At 68.8% G+C, this 18390-nt stretch carries 20 protein-coding genes, 1 tRNA gene and 1 riboswitch; of the genes, 12 read left to right on the plus strand and 9 right to left on the minus strand.

Annotated elements, in window-relative coordinates; genetic code table 11:
* Positions 1 to 19: 19 nt before the first annotated feature.
* Together JJQ90_RS19165 and JJQ90_RS19170 are read left to right on the plus strand one after the other, a co-directional pair.
* Positions 20 to 688, plus strand: a complete 669-nt coding sequence (locus JJQ90_RS19165) for a DUF6498-containing protein (RefSeq protein ID WP_216877873.1) — start codon at positions 20 to 22, stop codon at positions 686 to 688.
* Between the two features lie 94 nt (positions 689 to 782).
* On the plus strand, positions 783 to 1454 hold the full coding sequence (locus JJQ90_RS19170) for a DUF6498-containing protein (RefSeq protein ID WP_216877874.1): 672 nt from the start codon (positions 783 to 785) through the stop codon (positions 1452 to 1454).
* On the opposite strand, the gene era is transcribed toward JJQ90_RS19170, so the two are convergent.
* The 7 genes from era to JJQ90_RS19205 all read right to left on the minus strand — a co-directional run bounded on the left by era (position 1445) and on the right by JJQ90_RS19205 (position 6398).
* On the minus strand, positions 1445 to 2371 hold the full coding sequence (gene era / locus JJQ90_RS19175) for a GTPase Era (RefSeq protein WP_216877875.1): 927 nt from the start codon (positions 2369 to 2371) through the stop codon (positions 1445 to 1447). The two genes, JJQ90_RS19170 and era, sit on opposite strands and share 10 nt — an antisense overlap.
* Entirely contained in the window at positions 2368 to 3039 is a 672-nt protein-coding gene (gene rnc, locus JJQ90_RS19180; RefSeq protein WP_216878162.1) for a ribonuclease III, read from the minus strand. Before rnc ends, era begins: the two co-directional genes overlap by 4 nt.
* A gap of 122 nt (positions 3040 to 3161) precedes the next feature.
* Positions 3162 to 3914 carry a signal peptidase I gene (lepB, locus tag JJQ90_RS19185; protein WP_216877876.1) on the minus strand — a complete coding sequence of 251 codons (753 nt, stop codon included), beginning with the start codon at positions 3912 to 3914 and terminating at the stop codon, positions 3162 to 3164.
* Positions 3915 to 4021: 107 nt separating this feature from the next.
* Positions 4022 to 4095, minus strand: a tRNA-Pro gene (locus JJQ90_RS19190).
* Between the two features lie 80 nt (positions 4096 to 4175).
* Entirely contained in the window at positions 4176 to 4658 is a 483-nt protein-coding gene (locus tag JJQ90_RS19195) for a DUF192 domain-containing protein (RefSeq protein WP_216877877.1), read from the minus strand.
* Positions 4655 to 5815 carry an acetoin utilization protein AcuC gene (locus JJQ90_RS19200; protein ID WP_216877878.1) on the minus strand — a complete coding sequence of 387 codons (1161 nt, stop codon included), beginning with the start codon at positions 5813 to 5815 and terminating at the stop codon, positions 4655 to 4657. Before JJQ90_RS19200 ends, JJQ90_RS19195 begins: the two co-directional genes overlap by 4 nt.
* A 25-nt stretch (positions 5816 to 5840) precedes the next feature.
* Complete coding sequence (locus JJQ90_RS19205; RefSeq protein ID WP_216877879.1) at positions 5841 to 6398, minus strand: manganese efflux pump MntP; 558 nt, start codon at positions 6396 to 6398, stop codon at positions 5841 to 5843.
* Between the two features lie 169 nt (positions 6399 to 6567).
* Positions 6568 to 6675, plus strand: a riboswitch (TPP riboswitch).
* 44 nt (positions 6676 to 6719) lie between these two features.
* Between JJQ90_RS19205 and JJQ90_RS19210 the strand changes: the two genes are divergently transcribed.
* The 4 genes from JJQ90_RS19210 to JJQ90_RS19225 are packed head-to-tail and all read left to right on the plus strand — an operon-like array spanning position 6720 to position 9599.
* The gene (locus JJQ90_RS19210) at positions 6720 to 7412 is read left to right on the plus strand and encodes an ABC transporter ATP-binding protein (protein ID WP_230410816.1); all 693 of its coding nucleotides are present in this window, start codon (positions 6720 to 6722) and stop codon (positions 7410 to 7412) included.
* Positions 7409 to 8167 (plus strand): ABC transporter permease, encoded by a 759-nt coding sequence (locus tag JJQ90_RS19215; protein WP_216877881.1) that lies wholly within the window; start codon positions 7409 to 7411, stop codon positions 8165 to 8167. The genes JJQ90_RS19210 and JJQ90_RS19215 overlap by 4 nt, the downstream gene beginning before the upstream one ends.
* Entirely contained in the window at positions 8164 to 9138 is a 975-nt protein-coding gene (locus JJQ90_RS19220; protein WP_216877882.1) for an ABC transporter substrate-binding protein, read from the plus strand. Before JJQ90_RS19215 ends, JJQ90_RS19220 begins: the two co-directional genes overlap by 4 nt.
* Positions 9135 to 9599, plus strand: a complete 465-nt coding sequence (locus JJQ90_RS19225; protein WP_216877883.1) for a YaiI/YqxD family protein — start codon at positions 9135 to 9137, stop codon at positions 9597 to 9599. The genes JJQ90_RS19220 and JJQ90_RS19225 overlap by 4 nt, the downstream gene beginning before the upstream one ends.
* Positions 9600 to 9626: 27 nt before the next feature.
* Here the strand turns inward: JJQ90_RS19225 and JJQ90_RS19230 are convergent, their stop codons facing one another.
* Together JJQ90_RS19230 and JJQ90_RS19235 are read right to left on the minus strand one after the other, a co-directional pair.
* A complete protein-coding gene (locus JJQ90_RS19230; RefSeq protein WP_216877884.1) occupies positions 9627 to 10811 on the minus strand; it encodes an MFS transporter in 1185 nt (394 codons plus the stop codon).
* A 94-nt stretch (positions 10812 to 10905) separates the two neighbouring features.
* On the minus strand, positions 10906 to 11586 hold the full coding sequence (locus JJQ90_RS19235) for a GntR family transcriptional regulator (protein ID WP_216877885.1): 681 nt from the start codon (positions 11584 to 11586) through the stop codon (positions 10906 to 10908).
* Between the two features lie 104 nt (positions 11587 to 11690).
* On the opposite strand from JJQ90_RS19235, the gene tcuA reads away from it, so the two are divergent.
* The 6 genes from tcuA to JJQ90_RS19265 all read left to right on the plus strand — a co-directional run bounded on the left by tcuA (position 11691) and on the right by JJQ90_RS19265 (position 18332).
* The gene (gene tcuA / locus JJQ90_RS19240) at positions 11691 to 13088 is read left to right on the plus strand and encodes an FAD-dependent tricarballylate dehydrogenase TcuA (protein ID WP_216877886.1); all 1398 of its coding nucleotides are present in this window, start codon (positions 11691 to 11693) and stop codon (positions 13086 to 13088) included.
* Positions 13075 to 14220 (plus strand): tricarballylate utilization 4Fe-4S protein TcuB, encoded by a 1146-nt coding sequence (tcuB, locus tag JJQ90_RS19245; protein ID WP_216877887.1) that lies wholly within the window; start codon positions 13075 to 13077, stop codon positions 14218 to 14220. The genes tcuA and tcuB overlap by 14 nt, the downstream gene beginning before the upstream one ends.
* Before the next feature lie 58 nt (positions 14221 to 14278).
* Positions 14279 to 14887, plus strand: a complete 609-nt coding sequence (locus tag JJQ90_RS19250) for a glutathione S-transferase family protein (protein ID WP_216877888.1) — start codon at positions 14279 to 14281, stop codon at positions 14885 to 14887.
* Between the two features lie 111 nt (positions 14888 to 14998).
* Complete coding sequence (locus JJQ90_RS19255; RefSeq protein ID WP_216877889.1) at positions 14999 to 15631, plus strand: hypothetical protein; 633 nt, start codon at positions 14999 to 15001, stop codon at positions 15629 to 15631.
* 77 nt (positions 15632 to 15708) lie between these two features.
* On the plus strand, positions 15709 to 17985 hold the full coding sequence (locus tag JJQ90_RS19260) for a DUF3141 domain-containing protein (protein WP_216877890.1): 2277 nt from the start codon (positions 15709 to 15711) through the stop codon (positions 17983 to 17985).
* Between the two features lie 146 nt (positions 17986 to 18131).
* Positions 18132 to 18332 (plus strand): hypothetical protein, encoded by a 201-nt coding sequence (locus JJQ90_RS19265; protein ID WP_216877891.1) that lies wholly within the window; start codon positions 18132 to 18134, stop codon positions 18330 to 18332.
* Positions 18333 to 18390 lie beyond the last annotated feature (58 nt).

An 18390-nucleotide genomic window follows, 5' to 3' on the forward strand; every position in this document is an offset into this window, starting at 1 on the left:
GACGAGCCTGGGAGAATTCATGAAGAAGCCCGCCACCGGCCCGCTGGCCAACCCGAATGGCGCGACCGCGCGGGTCGGCGCGCTGGTGCCGCCGTTGATGGCCTCCTCCGCAGCGCTGGTGCTGGCCAATCTGGTGCCACTGGGCGGAGCGCTGCTCGGCTACTGGTCGGTCTATGAGATCGTGTTGCTGTTCTGGGCCGAGAACGTCGTCGTCGGCCTCATGGTGCTGCTGCGCATGGCCAGCCTGATGGTGCTGAGGCGCCTCTGGTCGCTGGTGGTGCTGATGGGCTTCTTCACCCTGCATTACGGCATATTCACCTTCGTGCATGGCATGTTCGTGGTGGATTTCCTGGGACCGCCGCGGGAGGGCCTGATCGGCGCGGTGGCCTTCCTGCTGGCGCCGGAGGGGCTGCGCTGGCCGTTGCTGGCATTGCTGGCCAGCCATGTGTTCTCGCTGGTGGTGAACTTCCTGGGCCAGGGTGAGTGGCGCCAGGCGAATGGCATCGGGCTGATGGTGAAACCCTATCCGCGCATCGTCGTGCTGCACCTCGTCCTCATCTTCGGTGGCTCGCTGGCGGCGGCGATGGGCGATCCCGTCTTTGCCGTGGCGCTGCTGGTGGTGGTGAAGCTGGCCCTGGACCTCCGCGCGCATTGGGCGGAGCACAAGGCGGCGCAGGCCGTCGCCTGATGCGCCGCCACCCCCTCCGCGGCGTGGCGGATTCCGCTACCATCCTGCCGATCGTCGCCGAAGCGCGCAGGAAGCGAGGAACCCCGGAGGGTTCATGAAGAAGCCCCAAGCCAGCATGCAAGCCAACCCTGCCGGAGCCGTCGCCAGGCTGGCCGGGCTGAAGACCCCATTGCTCGCCTCCGCCATCGCGCTGGTGCTGGCCAACCTGATCCCGCTGGCCGGCGCGCTGCTGGGCTACTGGTCGAGCTATGAGCTGATGCTGCTGTTCTGGGCCGAGAATGTGTTGATCGGCCTGTTCCAGCTTCTGCGCATGGGCACGGTGCTGGTGCGGCGGCGGGAGATGCAGATGCTGTTCCTGATGCCCTTCTTCACCGTGCATTACGGCCTGTTCACCTACGTCCACGGCACCTTCCTGACCCTTCTGCTGGGCGGAGGGGTGACGCTGGAAGCGGCGGTGGTGGAGCTTGTGTCGCCGGAGGCATTGCCCTGGGCGCTGCTGGCGCTGGTCGCCAGCCATGGCCTGTCCTTCGCCCTGAACTTCCTGGGCGAGGGCGAGTGGCGGCGGGTGGAGCCGAAGGCGCTGATGAAGCAGCCCTATGGAAGGGTGGTGCTGCTGCACCTCGTCATCATCTTCGGCGGCGTCATCGCCATGGCCGCGAATGACGCGACCATCGCCCTGGCAATGCTGGTGGTGGCGAAGGTGGTGATGGACCTGCGGGCGCATTGGCGGGAGCATCGGAACGCCCCGCCTGCTGCTCAGCCCTGATCTTCCAGACCCAGCGCGCGGATGCGCCCGCGCTCCTCATCCCAGCCCGCGCGCTCCTTGACGTTGACGAACAGATGGATGCGCCGTTCCAGCAGCGCCTCCAGCTCCCGTCGCGCCGACTGGCCGATCGACTTGATCTTGGCCCCGCCATCGCCGATCAGGATCGCCTTCTGGGTGGACCGGGTGACGTAGATGGTCACGTCGATCCGGGCGCTGCCGTCCTTGCGCTCCGCCCAGCTTTCCGTCTCCACCGTCGCATGGTGGGGCACTTCCTCATGCGTCTGGCGCAGCACCTGTTCGCGCACGATCTCGGCGGCAAGCATGCGCTGCGGCAGGTCGGAGAGGTCGTCCTCGGGGAACAGCCAGGGGCCTTCGGGCAGGTTGCGCGCCAGCACCTCCAGCACCCGGTCGAGACCCCTGCCCTTCAGGGCGGAGACCATGAAGGTCTCCTGGAAATCGACGATCTCGTTCAGCGCCTGCGCCAATGGCAGCAGCCGCGGCGCCTCCACCAGATCCGCCTTGTTCAGCAGCAGCATGGTGGGCCGCTTGCTGTGCTTCAGCTTCTCCGCGATCTCCCGCACCGCATCGGTCAGCCCGGCCCGGGCATCGACGATCAGCACCGCCAGGTCGGCATCCTGCGCGCCGCCCCAGGCCGCCGCGACCATGGCGCGGTCCAGCCGCCGGCGCGGGGCGAAGATGCCGGGCGTGTCCACCAGCACGATCTGCGCCAGGCCCTGCATGACCACCGCGCGGATGCGGAAGCGCGTGGTCTGCGGCTTCGGCGAGACGATGGTGACCTTGGTGCCGGTCAGCGCATTCACCAGCGTCGACTTGCCGGCATTCGGCGCGCCCACAATCGCCACCAATCCGCAGCGGCGCGGACCCTCCACGGCCACGGGGGTTTCCGTCTCGCTCATGCCGCACCCAAAATCGTCAACAGCTTCTCCGCGGCCGCCTGCTCGGCGGCCCTCTTGTTGTCGCCCGTCGCCTCCGCCTCCTGCCCCGCCGCCACGACTCGCACCCGGAAGACGGGGCTGTGGGAGGGGCCGGTGGTGGCGACGAGGATATAGTCGGGCAGGCCCAGCGCCCGCCCCAATGTCCATTCCTGCAACCGGCTTTTCGGCGAGGATGGCGGGCGGGAGGAGGCTTCCAGGAAGCTCTCCCATTCCCGCCGGATCAAGAGCCGCGCCGGATCCAGCCCGCCATCGACATAGAGCGCGCCCAGCAGCGCCTCCAGCGCATCGGCCAGCACGGATTGCCGGGCCATGACGCCGGCGCGCTGTTCCCCCAGCGGCACCCGCAGCGCGGCGCCGAGGTCCATGCGTTCCGCCACCTTGCCCAGCGTCTCGGCCGAGACCAGGGCGCCGAGGCGCTTGCCCAGCGCGCCTTCGCGCTCCCGCGGAAAGCGCTCGGCCAGCCATTCGGCCATGACCAGCGCCAGCACCCGGTCGCCGAGGAATTCCAGCCGCTCATTGCTGTCGAGCTGCTGCTGCTGTGGATTGGCGGCGGAGCGATGGGTCAGCGCCTCCACCAGCAGTTCCGGGCGTTGGAAGCGATGCGGCAGAGTGGCGGCGAAATCGCCCAGCGCCGCGTCATGCCCGGCGCGGGTGGTTACCGCCTCCGCCTCACGCCGCGCCTGGTTCCGGTCCTTGCGGCGCTGGGTGCGCTCGATGCGGCTTGGATCGGGGCGCAGTTCGTCCGGCGTGGTCACCGTACCGCGCTGAGCAGGCGACTCCAGCGGATTGCCATTGGCCAGGCCCAGACCTCCCACCAGCGGGCGGAGCCATCGACGGAGAAGAAGATGAATTCCGCGCGGCCCACCAGATTCTCGACAGGGATGAACCCCACCGCATTCTGGGCCCGGCTGTCCAGGCTGTTGTCGCGGTTGTCACCCATGGCGAAGACATGGCCGGCGGGAACCCGGTATTCGTCGGTATTGTCGAAGGGCTGGTCGTCCGACATTTCCAGGATGTAGTGGGCGTGTGGCTCCACCCCCGCCTGCGGCGGCAGGATCTCGCGATACTCGCGCACCACCAGCCGGGGGCCGTCGCCATCCACGGTGAAGGGGCCGATCAGTTCCCGCCGCACGGACTGGCCATTCACAAACAGCACGCCCGCGCGGACCTGGATGCGGTCACCGGGCAGGCCGATGATGCGCTTGATGTAGTCGGTCGAGTTGTCGCGCGGCAGCTTGAACACGGCCACGTCGCCGCGGGCCGGCAGGCTGCCGAAGATGCGGCCCTCGAACAGGTTCGGGCTGAACGGCATGGAATGCCGCGAATAGCCGTAGGAATATTTCGACACGAACAGGTAATCGCCCACCAGCAAGGTGGGGATCATGCTGCCGGACGGGATGTTGAAGGGTTCGAAGGCCACCGTGCGGATGCCGATGGCGATCAGCCCCGCATAGACCACCGTCTTGATGGATTCGAGCCAGCCGCCGGACTTGTGTTTGACCATGGAGGGAATTTGCGCTGGCATCCTCAACGGACGCCCCAAATGCCGGACGCGTCTCTGCGGGGCGGATAGAGCGCGACCGGCGCATGGCTGTCAAGGAAGCCGGAGGATCGGGGTGCCCGGAATCGAACCGAGGACCTCCTGTACCCAAAACAGGCGCGCTACCAGGCTGCGCCACACCCCGAATGGCGGATAACTACGGGCGCGGCCGCCCCAGGGCAAGGTATGCTCGCAAGACATGCTCACAAGACATGCGCGCAAGCCTCAGGGCGCATTGCCGAAGATGCGGTGCAAAGCGCGGTCGCCGACGCGGATGTCCAGCTTCTCGGTGATTCCGGCCTGAAGTTCCAACGTGGCGCGCACCGGGCCGCGGCTATCCACCGGGGTCAGGCTGTAGGGCACGGTGCGTTCGGCGATGCGGTGGATGCGGCCGTCGGCGGCGATGAAGACCATGTCCAGCGCGGCGATGGTGTTGCGCATCCACATGCTGCTTTCGCGCGGCGCGCCCCAGTCGAACAGCATGCCCTCATTGGCGCCGACGCTCGGGCGGAACATCAGGCCGATCATCTGGTGGTCGGGGCTGACCGCCATCTCCACCTGGAATGCATGGCGGGTGCCGTCGCGGGTGACGATGACCAGCGGCTCGGTCGGCAGCTTCGGCTGGGGCTGGTCCACCCCGGGCTGGGCCAGGGCATGGCCGGCCGCGAACAGGCCGAGGGAGGCAAGCAGGGGGCGACGTGTGATCATGCGGTGATCCTAGCATCGGTTTCAGCGAGCGCGGGAGGCGGTTCGGGCAGATCCTCCAGCGTCCTCGCCGCCAGGGTGCGGATCTCCGGCCGCACGGGTCCGGGGCGGGGCGAATCGGCGATGGAGGTGAACCAGTGCTCCGGTGGATTGCGCCCGGCGGCGCGGGTCCAGGCCAGGCCGCGCAGCACAGCCTCGGCGGCCGGCGGGATGCGGGGCGGGACGGGCAGCCGGTTCAGCGTCGCCCAGACCCCGGCCCAGCAGCGCGCCACCGACCAGGGATTGTAGCCGCCGCCGCCCAGCACGATCAGCCTTGGCGCCAGCCCCATCAGCGCCGCCACCACGCCGCGATGCGCCGCATTGGTCAAAGCCAGGCGCGACAGCGGATCTTCCAGGATCGCATCCGCGCCACATTGCAGCATCACCGCCTGCGGCCGGCGCTGGCGGAGGATGGGCAGGATGGCGTGGCGGAGAAGGAAATCCATCTCGCTGTCGTTGAACTGCTCGGGCACCGGCAGGTTGCGGGCATGGCCGCCGGCGCGGTTCTCCGCTGGGCCGGTATTGGGCCAGCGCCCGGCCTCATGCACCGAGACGGTGAAGACCCGCGGATCCTGGGCAAAGGCGTGCTCCACCCCGTCGCCGTGATGCGCGTCGATATCGAGGTAGAGGATATTGGTCAGGCCCAGGTCGAGCCATCGGTACAGGCCCAGCGCCGCATCATTGACGTAGCAGAAGCCGCTGGCCCGGTCCGGCTGGCCGTGATGCGTGCCGCCGCCCGGCACATGCACCACCCCGCCATCCCGCGTCAGCTCCGCCGCCAGCATCACCCCGCCGGCACTGGTGGCGGGGCGGGAGAAGACCTCCCGATAGATCGGATTGCCATCGGCGCCGATGCGGTGGCGTTCGCGGTGGACAGGGTCCACCTGCTGCGTCGCCTCGGCGGCCATCAGCGCCGCGATATAGTCCGGCGTGTGGAAGCGCAGCAGTTCCTTTGGCGTGGCGCGCGGGCTGTCGCGATACTGCTCCGGCGCTACCCAGCCCATGGCATGGATCAGATCCAGCGTGGTGGAGACTCGCGGAATCGCCAGCGGATGCTTCGGTCCGTAGCTGGAGCCACGATAGATCTCGGAGCCGATGAGCAGGGGGAGGGCGCTGTGCATCCCGCCCAAGATGGTGTGGTTTCGCTCAGCCGCCCAGATGCTGGAGCAGGATGGAGGTGCCGAGGCCGATCAGCGCCACGCCGGCCACCAGCTCCGCCACCCGGCCGATGCGGCTGGACAGCAGCCGGCCGGTCAGCATGCCGCCGGTGGCCATGATGAAGGTCGCCAGCCCGATGGCCGGCGCGACCAGCCAGATATTCACGTCCAGCACCGCGAGCGACACGCCGACCGCCATGGCGTCGATGCTGGTCCCGAAGGCAATCGCCAGCAGCATCCAGCCGGAGCGTGCCGGCGCCGGCGCATCGGGCGCGCGCCGCAGCGCGCTGAGCAGGATGTGGCCGCCCACCAGGCCCAGCAGCACGAAGGCCACCCAATGGTCGAACTCGGCGATGCGGCCGGCGGCGAGCAGGCCGGCCGACCAGCCGATCACCGGGGTCGCCATTTCCACCGCGCCGAAGACCGCGCCGGTGCGCAGCGCTTCGGTCACCCGCACGCGCTGCCCGGTCGCGCCCCGGCTGAGCGCGGCGGCGAAGGCATCCACGGACATGCCCAAAGCGAGGATGGTGATGGCGGCGGGGGTCATGGCGCCGATCTACCGTCCGCGATCCACGACGTCAAATTTTTTCTTTGTAAATCAGATACTTGTAGGCCAAGCTTACTAGTGTTCCGAAGGCTACAGATGCGGGTGGCGGGGACGAGATCGGGCCTGCGGCACCCCTCTTGCCCTGGGCGCCCGCCCATCGCATACAGGTCCCGTCATCGGGGGGAGCCCATAGGGGGCTGAGAGGCGGGACAGTCCCCGCGACCCCACGAACCTGATCCGGGTCATGCCGGCGAAGGGAACGGTGTCGTGCAAGGCCTCGATTCACCCGGATTCCGTATTGTGCTGCCGCGGGGCCTCTCCTTGGGGGGGCTGCCTGTGCTGGGGGCGCTTGATCTCGCCGTCGCGGCTGGGCGCACCACCGCGCTGCTCGGCCCCTCCGGCTCCGGCAAGTCCACGCTGCTGCGGCTGGTCGCGGGGCTGCTGCCGGTGCCGGCGGGCGGCAGCGTCACCGCCACCGATGGCGCCCCCCTGCCCGGCCGCATCGCCTATATGGCGCAGCAGGATCTGCTGGCGCCCTGGCGCGACGTGCTCGGTAATATCACCCTCGGCGCCCATCTGCGGGGCGAGGCGCCGGACCTGGCCCGGGCGCGGGCCATGCTCGCCGAGGTCGGGCTGGCGCCCGCCGATTCGCAAAAGTGTCCGGCGCAGCTTTCGGGCGGCATGCGCCAGCGCGTGGCCCTCGCCCGCACGCTGATGGAAGACCGGCCCATGGTGCTGATGGACGAGCCCTTCAGCGCCGTGGATGCGCCGACGCGGCACCGCATGCAGTCGCTCTCCGCCCGGCTGCTCGCCGGCCGCACCGTGCTGCTGGTGACGCATGATCCGCTGGAGGCGCTGCGCCTCGCCGACCAGATCTTTGTGCTGACGGGCGCGCCGGCCGTGCCGGTGGCGGTGCCGGTGCCGGAAGGCGCGCCCCCTCGCCCGGCCGGCGATCCGGCGCTGCTCGCCGCCCAGGCCGCGCTGCTCGAGCGCCTGTCGGAGGCGGTGGCATGATCCGCGGGTTTCTGGCCGCCTTCGGGCTGGTGCTGCTCTGGCAGGGCTTCGTCTGGCTGACGGAGGTGCCGCCCTTCCTGCTGCCGGCGCCGAGCCGCGTTGCACTCGCCCTGCTCGATCGCTGGGACAGCATTTTCAATCATGCCCTGATCACAGCTTCGGAGATCCTGCTCGGCCTGGCGCTGGGCGCGCTGCTCGGCATCACCACCGCGCTGGTGCTGGTGGCCTGGCAGGAGGGGCGGCGCTGGCTGCTGCCGCTGCTGCTGATCAGCCAGGCGATCCCGGTCTTCGCCATCGCGCCGCTGCTGACGCTCTGGCTCGGCTTCGGCATCGCCAGCAAGGTGGCGATGGCGACGCTGATCATCTTCTTCCCCGTCGCCACCGCCTTCTATGACGGGCTGCGGCGCACCGAGCCCGGCATGCTCGACCTCGCCGCCACCATGGGCGCCAGCCGCTTCGCCCTGCTGTGGCGGATGCGCGTGCCGGCGGCGCTGCCCTCGCTCGCCTCCGGCCTGCGCGTCGCCGCCGCCGTCGCGCCGATCGGCGCGGTGGTCGGCGAATGGGTTGGAGCCTCCGCGGGCCTTGGCTACCTGATGCTGCACGCCAATGGGCGCAGCCAGACGGATGTGATGTTCGCGGCGCTCTTCGTGCTGATGCTGATGGCGCTCGCCTTGTGGTTCGCCACCGACTGGCTGCTGCGCCGCGCCATTCCCTGGCAGCCCGATTCCCTTCTCACCGAAAAGGTCACGACATGAAGCGCCTTCTCACCGCGCTGGCTTTGCTGCTGGCGCCGCTATTGGCTCCCCTGGCCGCCCTGGCGCAGCCCGCGCCGGCGCCGCTGACGGTGCTGCTCGACTGGTTCATCAACCCGGACCACGCACCGATCATCATCGCGCAGGAGCGTGGCGACTTCGCCCGCGCCGGCCTCGATGTGCGGGTCATCGCGCCGGCCGATCCGAACGACCCGCCGCGGCTGATCGGCGCGCGGCGCGGCGATATCGGCGTCTACTACCAGAAAAACCTGTACCTGGCCGTGGAACAGGGCCTGCCCCTGATGCGCGTCGGCACGCTGGTGGCGACGCCGCTCTCCACCCTGACCGTTCTGCGCGACGGGCCGGTGCGGAGTCTCGCCGACCTGCGCGGCAAGCGCATCGGCTACTCCGTCGCCGGGTTCGAGGAAGTGACGATGGGCGCGATGCTGGAGACGGTGGGCCTCACCGTCGCCGACATCCGGCTGGTGAACGTGAATTTCGGCCTGTCCTCCGCCCTGATGTCCGGCCAGGTGGACGGCATCCTCGGCGGCTTCCGCAACTTCGAGCTGCACCAGCTCGACATCGAGAACCGCCCCGGCCGCGCCTTCTTCCCCGAGCAGTACGGCATGCCGGCCTATGACGAGCTGATCTACATCGCCCATCGCGACCGCGCCCAGGACCCGCTGCTGCGCCGCTTCATCGATGCGACGGAGGCCGCGACCCACTTCCTGGTGAACAACCCCGAGGAATCCTGGCGCATGTTCATCGCGGGACCGCGGCGGGAGCTGGACAACGAGCTGAACCGCCGCGCCTTCGCCAGCACCGCGAATCGCTTCTCGCTGAGCCCCGGCGCGCTGGACCGCAACCGCTACGAACGTTTCGCGCGATTCATGGTGGAGCGCCGCATGATCCGAAGCGTCCCGGCGCTTGAGACCTATGCGGTGGAGCTGCCGCCCGCTACGCAGGGGCGATGATCGAACCGCGCTTCCTGGTCGACGCCGATGCCTGCCCCGTCCGCGACGAAGTTCTGCGCGTTGCGGGGCGGCTCTGCCTGGAGACCATCTTCATCTCCAACGGGTCCCGCCCGATCCGGCCGCCGGGCGGGCGCACGCGGATCGTCATCGTCACGGATGGCGCGGACAAGGCGGATGACTGGATCGCGGATGAGGCGACGCCCACCGATATCTGCCTGACCGCCGACATCCCGCTGGCCGCCCGCTGCCTGGCCAAGGGCGCCTTCGCCCTGAATTTTCGGGGCCATCCCTGGACCGAGAACAATATCGGCAGCGCCATGGCCGGCCGCGCCGTGTCCCAGCATCTGCGGGAGATGGGCATGGGCGGCGGGCCGCCGGCCATGGCGGGGGCGGACAAGTCGCGGTTTTTGAATGCGCTGGATGCGATGGCGACGGCGGCGATCCGGCGCGCCAGGGGCTGAAGCCGCCGGGCCACCGCCTTTCGCGGCCTAATCCCTTTCACCGAGGCGCGGCGCTTCCTTGCTCCGCAGCAGGAACAGCGTGAAGGCACCGCAGGCCAGTGCGACGAAAACCGGCAGCCCATGCCGTGTGAGATCGAGCGCGAGCCCGGCCAGAGAAGGCCCGAGCAGCGCGCCCGCCCCCCAGAACAGCCCCATGGCGGTGTAGATGCCCACCAGCTCGGCGCCGCGGAAGCGGGCGCCGACCACGACCAGCATGGTGGTATAGATGCCGACGAAGATCCCGCCCCAGAGGAACAGCGCCGGATAGGCCAGCCAGGGCATGTCCAGCAGGAAGGGCCAGGCCAGGGCACCGAGGGTGGCAGCGCTGCCAAGCCAGAGCATCAGCCGGCGCCGGTCCATCTTGTCGCAGAGCCAGCCGATGGGCAGTTGCAGAAGGATGGCGCCCAGCATCAGCGTGGTGATCAGATGCGTGCCGCCACGCTCATCCCAGCCCAGCCGCATGGCATAGAGCGCCAGGAAGGACAGGCCCGCGGTTTCGACGGCCGCGTTCAGGGCGGTGGTGGACATGGCCACGGGCGCCAGCCGCATGAAGCGCAGCGGGTTGCCATGGGCACGCGCGCCCATCTTCGGGCTCAGTATCGCGGGATGCGCCATCAGCAGCAGCGCCAGCAGCGCCGCCGCCGCCCCCAGCAGGAAGGGCAGCATGCCGTCATGCCCGGCGATGGAGAGGATCATCGGCCCGCCTGCGAAGCCCAGCGAGAGCATGGCCACATAGGTCGCCATGATCCGCCCGCGCGTCGCCTCGTCGCTCAGCTCGCTGGCCCAGCTTTCCGTCAGGACGAACAGCACCTCCGCCCCCGCGCCGATGCCCAGGCGCAGCAGGAACCATGCCCAGAGGAAAGGCAGCACCGGAAACAGCAGCAGCAGGAAGGCCGAGAGCAGCAATGCGAGAATGATCATCGCCCGCACCCCGAAGCGTGCGGCAAGGCGCGGCAGGAAGGGGGCGATCAGCAGAACCCCCACGGCATGCATGGCGGCATTGAGGCCGATCATCGTCTCGCCCAGGCCGCGCCCTGCCAGGTTCAGGGCCACCAGCGGCGCCAGCAGGCTGTAGGTCAGGCCGAAAATGGCGGCGGTGCCGATGACCGCAGCCAGCGACAGTATCCGCGGCCGGTCGAACCGGCCCGCGGCCTTCGAATCCTCAGGTGCCATCTTGCGGCAGGTCCCCTCGGCGCTGGCCGACCCCCGCCGGAATCCTGCGCAGCATAATGGTGCCGCAGTGCCGGGCGTCAGGCCAGTGGGGCGCTCAATCCGCCCCCGGCGCGGCGAAAGGCACGCCGACCGTCCGCACCAGCCAGGCCAGCCGGTGCCGCTGGGCGGCCTGGGCATGGGCGCGGCTGGCGGCTTCCGCCGCGTCGCCGTCGCGTGCCCGCAGCGCGGCCAGGATCGCCAGATGTTCCGCATGCGCCTGCTCGGCGCGCCCGGCCACCGTCAGCAGGCTGGGCAGCAGGGCCATGGTGGCGGAGATCTGTTCCAGGCTGCGCAGCAGGTAGCGGTTATGCGCGGCCAGATAGAGCAACCCGTGCAGCCGCTGGTTGGTCTCCGCCAGGGCGCGGGCATCGTCGAACAGAGCGGGCTCGCCGGCCACCAGCTCCGCCATGGCGCCGATCTCGGTCGGGCTGGCATGCTGGGCGGCGAGGCGCGCGGCCGCACCCTCCAGCACCTCCCGCATCACATACAGCTCCACCACCTGCTGGTGGTCGGGCTGGGTCACGGTCAGGCCGCGCCGCGCCTCATGCGTCAGCAGCCCCTCGGCCTCCAGCCGCGCGATCGCCTGGCGGACCGGGGTGCGGGAGACGCCGAAGCGGGCGGCGAGGTCGGTTTCCGTCAGCCGGATGCCGGGCGCGAGCGCGCCTTCGCGGATGGCGGCGCGGATACGGCCATAGGCTTCCTGGCCGAGGTCACGGGGCGGGGGCGGAAGGTCCATGGGGTGAATGTAGCGCAGCGCCCCTCCCGGATGGAACATCCATCTGGACATCACTGGATACGAGTGGATACAAGACAGCGCGAAGACAAAGGGGAACGTGGCGCATGCCGGATTTCGCCCGAACTTATGACGTGCTGGTGGTGGGCGGCGGCAATGCCGCGCTCTGCGCCGCCATCACCGCGCGCCGGGCCGGCGCCTCGGTGATTCTCTGCGAGGCCTCCCCGCCCCCGCTCCGCGGCGGCAATTCCCGCCACACCCGCAACCTCCGCGCCCTGCATCCGGGGCCGACCAATGTGCTGACCGACAGCTATCTGGAGGAGGAGTACTGGGACGACCTGAACCGGGTCACCGCCGGCAAGACCAATGAGGATCTGGCCCGGATGTGCATCCGCGCCAGCCAGCACGCGCCGGACTTCCTGGCGAGCTGCGGCGTGGTGTTCCAGCCCTCGCTCTCCGGCACCCTGTCGCTGTCCCGCACCAACGCTTTCTTCCTCGGCGGCGGCAAGGCCTTGGTGAATGCGCTGTACCGAGAAGCGGGAAAACTCGGCATCGTGCTGCTGACGGATACCGAGGTGCAGCACATCCAGGTCGAGGAAGGCCATGCGACGGAGGCCGTGATCTCCCATTGCGGCTTCCCGCAGCGCATCCGCTTCAAGGCGCTGGTCGCGGCCAGCGGCGGCTTCCAGGCCAACCGCAACTGGCTGCGGGAGTATTGGGGCGACGCCGCCGACAATTTCCAGATCCGCGGCACCCCCTATGCCCAGGGCACGGTGCTGAAGGACCTGCTGGCCCAGGGCGTGCAGCAGGTGGGCGATCCCACCCAGTTCCACGCTGTGGCGAATGACGCCCGCGCGCCCATGGAGGATGGCGGCCTCGCCATGCGGCTGGACTGCGTGCCGTTCAGCCTGGTGGTGAACCGCAATGTCGAGCGCTTCTACGACGAGGGCGAGGATGTCTGGCCAAAGCGCTATGCCATCTGGGGCCGGTTGATCGCCCAGCAGCCCGGCCAGATCGCGCTGGCCGTCACAGACAGCAAGGCGGTGATGAATTTTCTGCCGTCCGTCTATCCGCCCTACAAGGCGAACAGCATCCGCGAGATTGCGCAGATGGCGGGCTTCGATGCGGACAAGCTCGAAAAGGTAGTGGCCGATTTCAACGCCGCCGTCCGCCCCGGCACCTTCAAGCCGATGGTGCCCGACGATTGCAGCACGGAGGGGCTGAGCCCCCCCAAAAGCCATTGGGCGCGGCGCATCGACACGCCGCCCTACTACGCCTACCCGCTGCGCCCCGGCATCACCTTCACCTTCCTCAGCGTCAAGGTGAACGACCAGGCCCGCGTGCTGATGGCGGATGGCAAGCCCTCCGCCAATATGTTCGCGAGTGGGGAAATCATGTCCGGCAATATCCTCGGCCAGGGCTACCTCGCCGGCTTCGGGATGACCCTCGGCACCGTCTTCGGGCGGCTGGCCGGTGAAGGAGCGGCGCGCCATGTCCGCAACTGAAATGAGCAAGCTCGACCTGCTGCTGCAGGAAGCGACCGAGATCGAGAGCGACGCCTACCAGGACGCGCGCCGCCAGATGGCGGTCTGCAATGCCTGCCGCTACTGCGAGGGCTATTGCGCCGTCTTCCCGGCCATGGCCGCGCGGCGCGAATTCGAGAAGGCGGACCTGACCCACCTGGCCAATCTCTGCCATGGCTGCAAGGGCTGCTACCACGCCTGCCAATACGCCCCGCCGCATGCCTTCGGCATCAATATCCCGGCGACCTTCGCGACCATCCGGCAGGAAAGCTACGCCGAATATGCCTGGCCGGCGGGGGCGGGCCGGCTGTTCGAGCGCAACGGCACGCTGGTGGCGGGGCTCGCGACGCTGTTCGTGATGCTGGCGCTGATCCTCAGCGTCGCCATCAAGGACCCGGCGGTGCTGTTCAGCGCGCAGACCGGCACGGGCGCCTTCTTCCGCATCATCCCGCTCTGGCTGATCAATATCCTGGCCGGCGGCAGCTTTCTGTTCGCGATCCTCGCCATGACGATGGGCGCCATCCGCTACTGGCGCGCCACGGGGGGCATGGGCGGCAATTTCCAGCCGGCGCCGGCGGCGGAAGCGGCGGTGGATGTGCTGACGCTGCGCAACCTCGGCGGCGGTGGGCATGGCTGCAACGACCTGGACGACAGCTTCGCCCAGCACCGCCGCTGGCTGCACCAGTCCATGTTCTACGGCTTCATGCTGTGCTTCGCGGCGACGACGACGGGCGCGATCTACCACCACATCTTCGGCTGGCACTCGCCGCATGCCTTCTTCTCCCTGCCCGTGCAGCTTGGCACCTGGGGCGGCGTGCTGCTGTGCATCGGCACGGCGGGGCTGATCGTGGTGAAGACCATCACCGATCCGGTGCCGGTGGCGCGCAAGCTGATGGGCGGCGAATACGCCATGCTCGGCCTGCTGTTCCTGATCGGCGCCACGGGGCTGCTGCTGCTGGTGGTGCGGCATACCGGCGCCATGGGCATCATGCTGGTGCTGCATCTGGGCCTGGTGCTGGCCCTGTTCGTGGCCCTGCCCTATTCGAAAATGGTGCACGGCATCTATCGCGGCATCGCCCTGCTGCGGAATGCGCGGGAGAAGCGCGCGGCCTGAGCCGGTCTTGCCGGGGCTGCCCCAGCCGGGCAGCCTCGCGCAAACGAAGGATCAGGCCATGCGGCATTTCTACGGATGGGCGACGCCCAATTCCCAGCGTGTCTCCATCATGCTGGAGGAATGCGGGCTGGACTATGCCGTGACCGGCGTGAACATCCGCGCGAAGCAGCAGTTCGCGCCGGAAATCCTGGCGCTGAACCCCTACGGCAAGATCCCCATCCTGGTGGAGGATGGGCGCGCCATCTTCGAAAGCGGCGCCATCCTGCTGCATCTGGCGGAGCGCCATGGCGTGCTGCTAGGCGAGGACCGGGCCACCACCCTGTCCTGGCTGATGGTGGCGCTGACCTCCCTCGGCCCCTTCACCGGCCAGGCGCATCACTGGACGGAGCTGGCGCCGGAGAAGCCGGAGGCGGCGCGGGCGCATACCACCGCGCTGGTGGAGCGCGTCTATCGTCTGCTGGACGGAAGGCTGGGCGAGGTGCCGTATCTCGCCGGCGCCGGCTGCACCATCGCCGATATCGCGGCCTATCCCTGGGTGGCGAAGCATGGCTGGGCCGACCGGACGCTGGCGCCGACCCCGCATCTGGCGGCGTGGTTCGCGCGGATGGGGGAACGGCCGGCGGTGCTGCGGGGCATGGCGGTGCCGGCGGGGGCGCGGCTGGAATAGGCGTGAGGGCTCTGGATGGTGGATGACAGTGCCATGAGCCCATTTGAAGCCGCCCTACGTCCGCTGACGCGACCCATCCAGGGCCAGTATCCGCGGCCTTGGATGACGGACATGCGCAATCCGGCGGAGGCAAAAGTCTTCATCATCGGCCGGAACTCGGCGAAGACGATCCATCAACGCCCGGGGCTCGACCACGAAGCCTACCTGGATGGCCTGTTCAATCGCAACGGCGCCTCCTGCCGCTCACTGTACGATGACGCTGTACGCGACAGCGGCCCGAGCCCGACAAGGCGCAATATCGACCGGCTGATGGCCTGCCTTGCCGAGGCTGGTGTCGCGGATGTCCTCCAGACCAACGTCACATGCTTCTCGACGCCGATGAGCGGTGATCTGGCGCGGCCGGAGAACCAGGAGGGTCGTGCCAATGGCACCAAGATCTTCGAGACCATCCTGGCGATCATCCGTCCCCCGATCCTCATCGCCCACGGCGCGGGCACGGTGCAGAACCTGTCCCGGATTCTCGGCTGCGAGTTGCCGAGCCCCCCAGCCGATCGGCACGCCGCATTGAGCCACCGGCGCATCGAGGCGCGCCTGTCTGGCGTAGCCTATGCGCCCCATGTCTTTGTCATCCCGTCCCTCGCGCCGCCTGCCTGGAATAAGTGGCAGGGCTGGGCAGGATCGCACCTGACCGAGACATGTGGCCGGGTCCGCGAGTGCTTGGAAGACGGAATGCCCAGTCCCTGACGCAACTTTCCCCGCGTGCCTCGTTCATCATTCCCCGCTATGCTGCACCGCCGTTGTGGCCACGAAGGATGCACCGCATGAACGCCCAAACCCCTCCCCCCGGGCGCGAGATGATGGCCCGATCCGCCGAGGCCATGACCCGCTTCATGGAACAGGCCCAGGCCATGGGCGATGTCGCCCGGCGCCAGATGGCGGCGATGACGCCCGCCATGCCCCCGCGCATCATGGATGGCGCGGCGCCCACCGGCGCGGCCTTCCTCAGCCGGTCCCCCCTCAAGCTCATGGCCGATGCCATGGCCTATGCGGTCGATGCCTCCCAGCGCTCCGTCCTGTTCTGGGACACGATGCGCCAGGCCGGCAACACCTTCGCCGAGCATGAGAAGGCCGGCTGCCCGCCCGTTCTTGTCTTCGACTGGGACATGGTGGTGGATGGCCGCACCCTGCCTCGCCGCTGCAACTACGCTTTGGTCCGCATCAAGCCGCCGGAGGGTGCCAAGCCCACCGACCCGGCGATGCGCCCCTTCGTCATCATCGACCCCCGTGCCGGCCATGGCGCCGGCATCGGTGGCTTCAAGTCCGACAGCCAGGTGGGCGTGGCGCTCCGCCGCGGTCATCCAGTCTATTTCGTCATCTTCTTCCGCGACCCGGAGCCCGGCCAGACCATCCTCGACATCACCGAGGCCGAGGCGATCTTCCTGCGCCGCATCCACGAACTGCACCCCGAGGCGCAGCGCCCCGTGGTCATCGGCAATTGCCAGGGCGGCTGGGCGGTGATGATGCTCGGCGCCTCGGAGCCGGAGCTGACCGGCCCGCTGGTCCTGAACGGCGCCCCCCTCTCCTATTGGGCCGGGGAACGTGGCCGCAACCCGATGCGCTATACCGGCGGCCTCGCCGGCGGGTCCTGGCCGGCGGCGCTGCTGGCCGATCTCGGCAATGGCACCTTCGACGGCGCCAACCTGGTCTCCAACTTCGAGAGCCTGTCGCCGGGCAACACCAAGTTCCGCAAATATTACAACCTGTACGAGAACGTCGACAGCGAGGCCGAGCGCTTCCTGGAGTTCGAGCGCTGGTGGGGCGGCTACTTCCTGATGACGCGGGACGAGATCCGCTGGATCGTCGAGAACCTGTTCATCGGCGACAAATTCGCCCGCGGCGAAATCTCCGCCGGCAAGGGCGCCAGCTTCAACATGCGCTCGGTGAAGTCACCGATCGTGGTCTTTGCGTCGGCCGGCGACAACATCACCCCGCCCGGCCAGGCGCTGCGCTGGATCGCCGACGTCTATCGCGATGAGCAGGAAATCAAGACCCTCGGCCAGACCATCATCTACCTGGTGCATGACGAGATTGGCCATCTCGGCATCTTCGTCTCCGGCAAGGTGGCCAACAAGGAACACACCGAAATCGCCAATACGCTCGACCTGATCGAGAGCGTGGCGCCGGGCCTGTACGAGCTGCGCATCACCGGCACCGCCGGCAGCGGGCTCAATACCGGCTATCAGGTGGAGCTGGTGGAGAAGACCATCGGCGACATCCGCGCCATCTCCGGCGAGGCGGAGAACGAGGCCTTCCCGGCGGTGGCCCGCATCTCCGCGCTGAACCAGATGGTCTACGACCTGTTCGCCAGCCCGGTGATCCGCCAGTTCAGCACGGAACAATCGGCGGAGCTGCGCCGGCAGATGAACCCGATGCGCGCCCGCCGCTACATGGTCAGCGACGCCAATCCGCTGATGCGCGGCCTTGGTCCGATGGCGGAGATGGTGAAGGCCAACCGCGCCCCGGCGGCGGCCGACAATCCCTTCGTCGCCATGGAGCGCGCCTGGGCCGATTCGGTGGAGCGCAGCATCGATGCCTGGCGCGACTGGCGCGATTCGATGCAGGAGACCGCCTTCCACGCCATCTACGGCACCATGTCCGCCCTGAATGTCGCGGCGGAGGTGCCGGCGGTGGATGCGGTGGCGGAACTGGCTGGCGAAACCCCCGATGTCCGTGCCGCCCTCGACCGGATCGCGGAGGGTGGCTACGCCGAGGCCGTGGTGCGGATGATGATCCTGATGGCCAAGGCCCGCGGCGGCGTCCGCCGCAGCCGCCTGGCACGTTCCAACACCCTGCTGACGACGGAGGCGCCCTTCGCGCAGATGACCTCCTCCGCCCGACAGGCGCTGATCCGGGAACAGACGGTGGTGGTGGAAATGGCGCCGCAGGACGCCTTCGACACGCTGGCCACGCTGCTGCCCGACGCGGAAAGCCGCCAGCGCGCGCTGGCCACGGTGGCCGATGTGGCGGGGCCGGAGGAGGAGCTGGGCGAGCCGGCGCTCGCCATGCTGGCGCGGCTCCGGGGCCTGTTGACGCCCTGAGACGCCCTTTAACTTTTCACGGAAATGCGAGCCGGATTCATTAATGCGCAATAGGTGGGGGGTCATTCTGCCTCTGCATCCGGTGCCCCCCGCGCCGGATTCCAACTCCGCAAGAATTGCGGGCACGAGGCAAGAGGGCCACCCCCATGACTCCGCATGCCACCGGCCGCACCACGCGGGCCGTTTCCACCCCTGACGTCATCGCCGCCACCCTGCTGACCTCCGAACAGGGCGCCGAAATCCACCTCATGGCGAAGGATGGCCGCCTGCTGCGGCTGCCGACGGATGAGGCCAATGCCCGCCAGCTCATCATCGGCCTCTGGCAGGCACTCGACCGACAGCGCTGACCGCGCCGGCCCGAACGGGATTGCGCCCCATCGCCTGAGGCCTATCGTGCCCCTCAAC

The sequence above is a fragment of the Falsiroseomonas oleicola genome (assembly GCF_019029495.1).
Classification (GTDB): domain Bacteria; phylum Pseudomonadota; class Alphaproteobacteria; order Acetobacterales; family Acetobacteraceae; genus Falsiroseomonas; species Falsiroseomonas oleicola.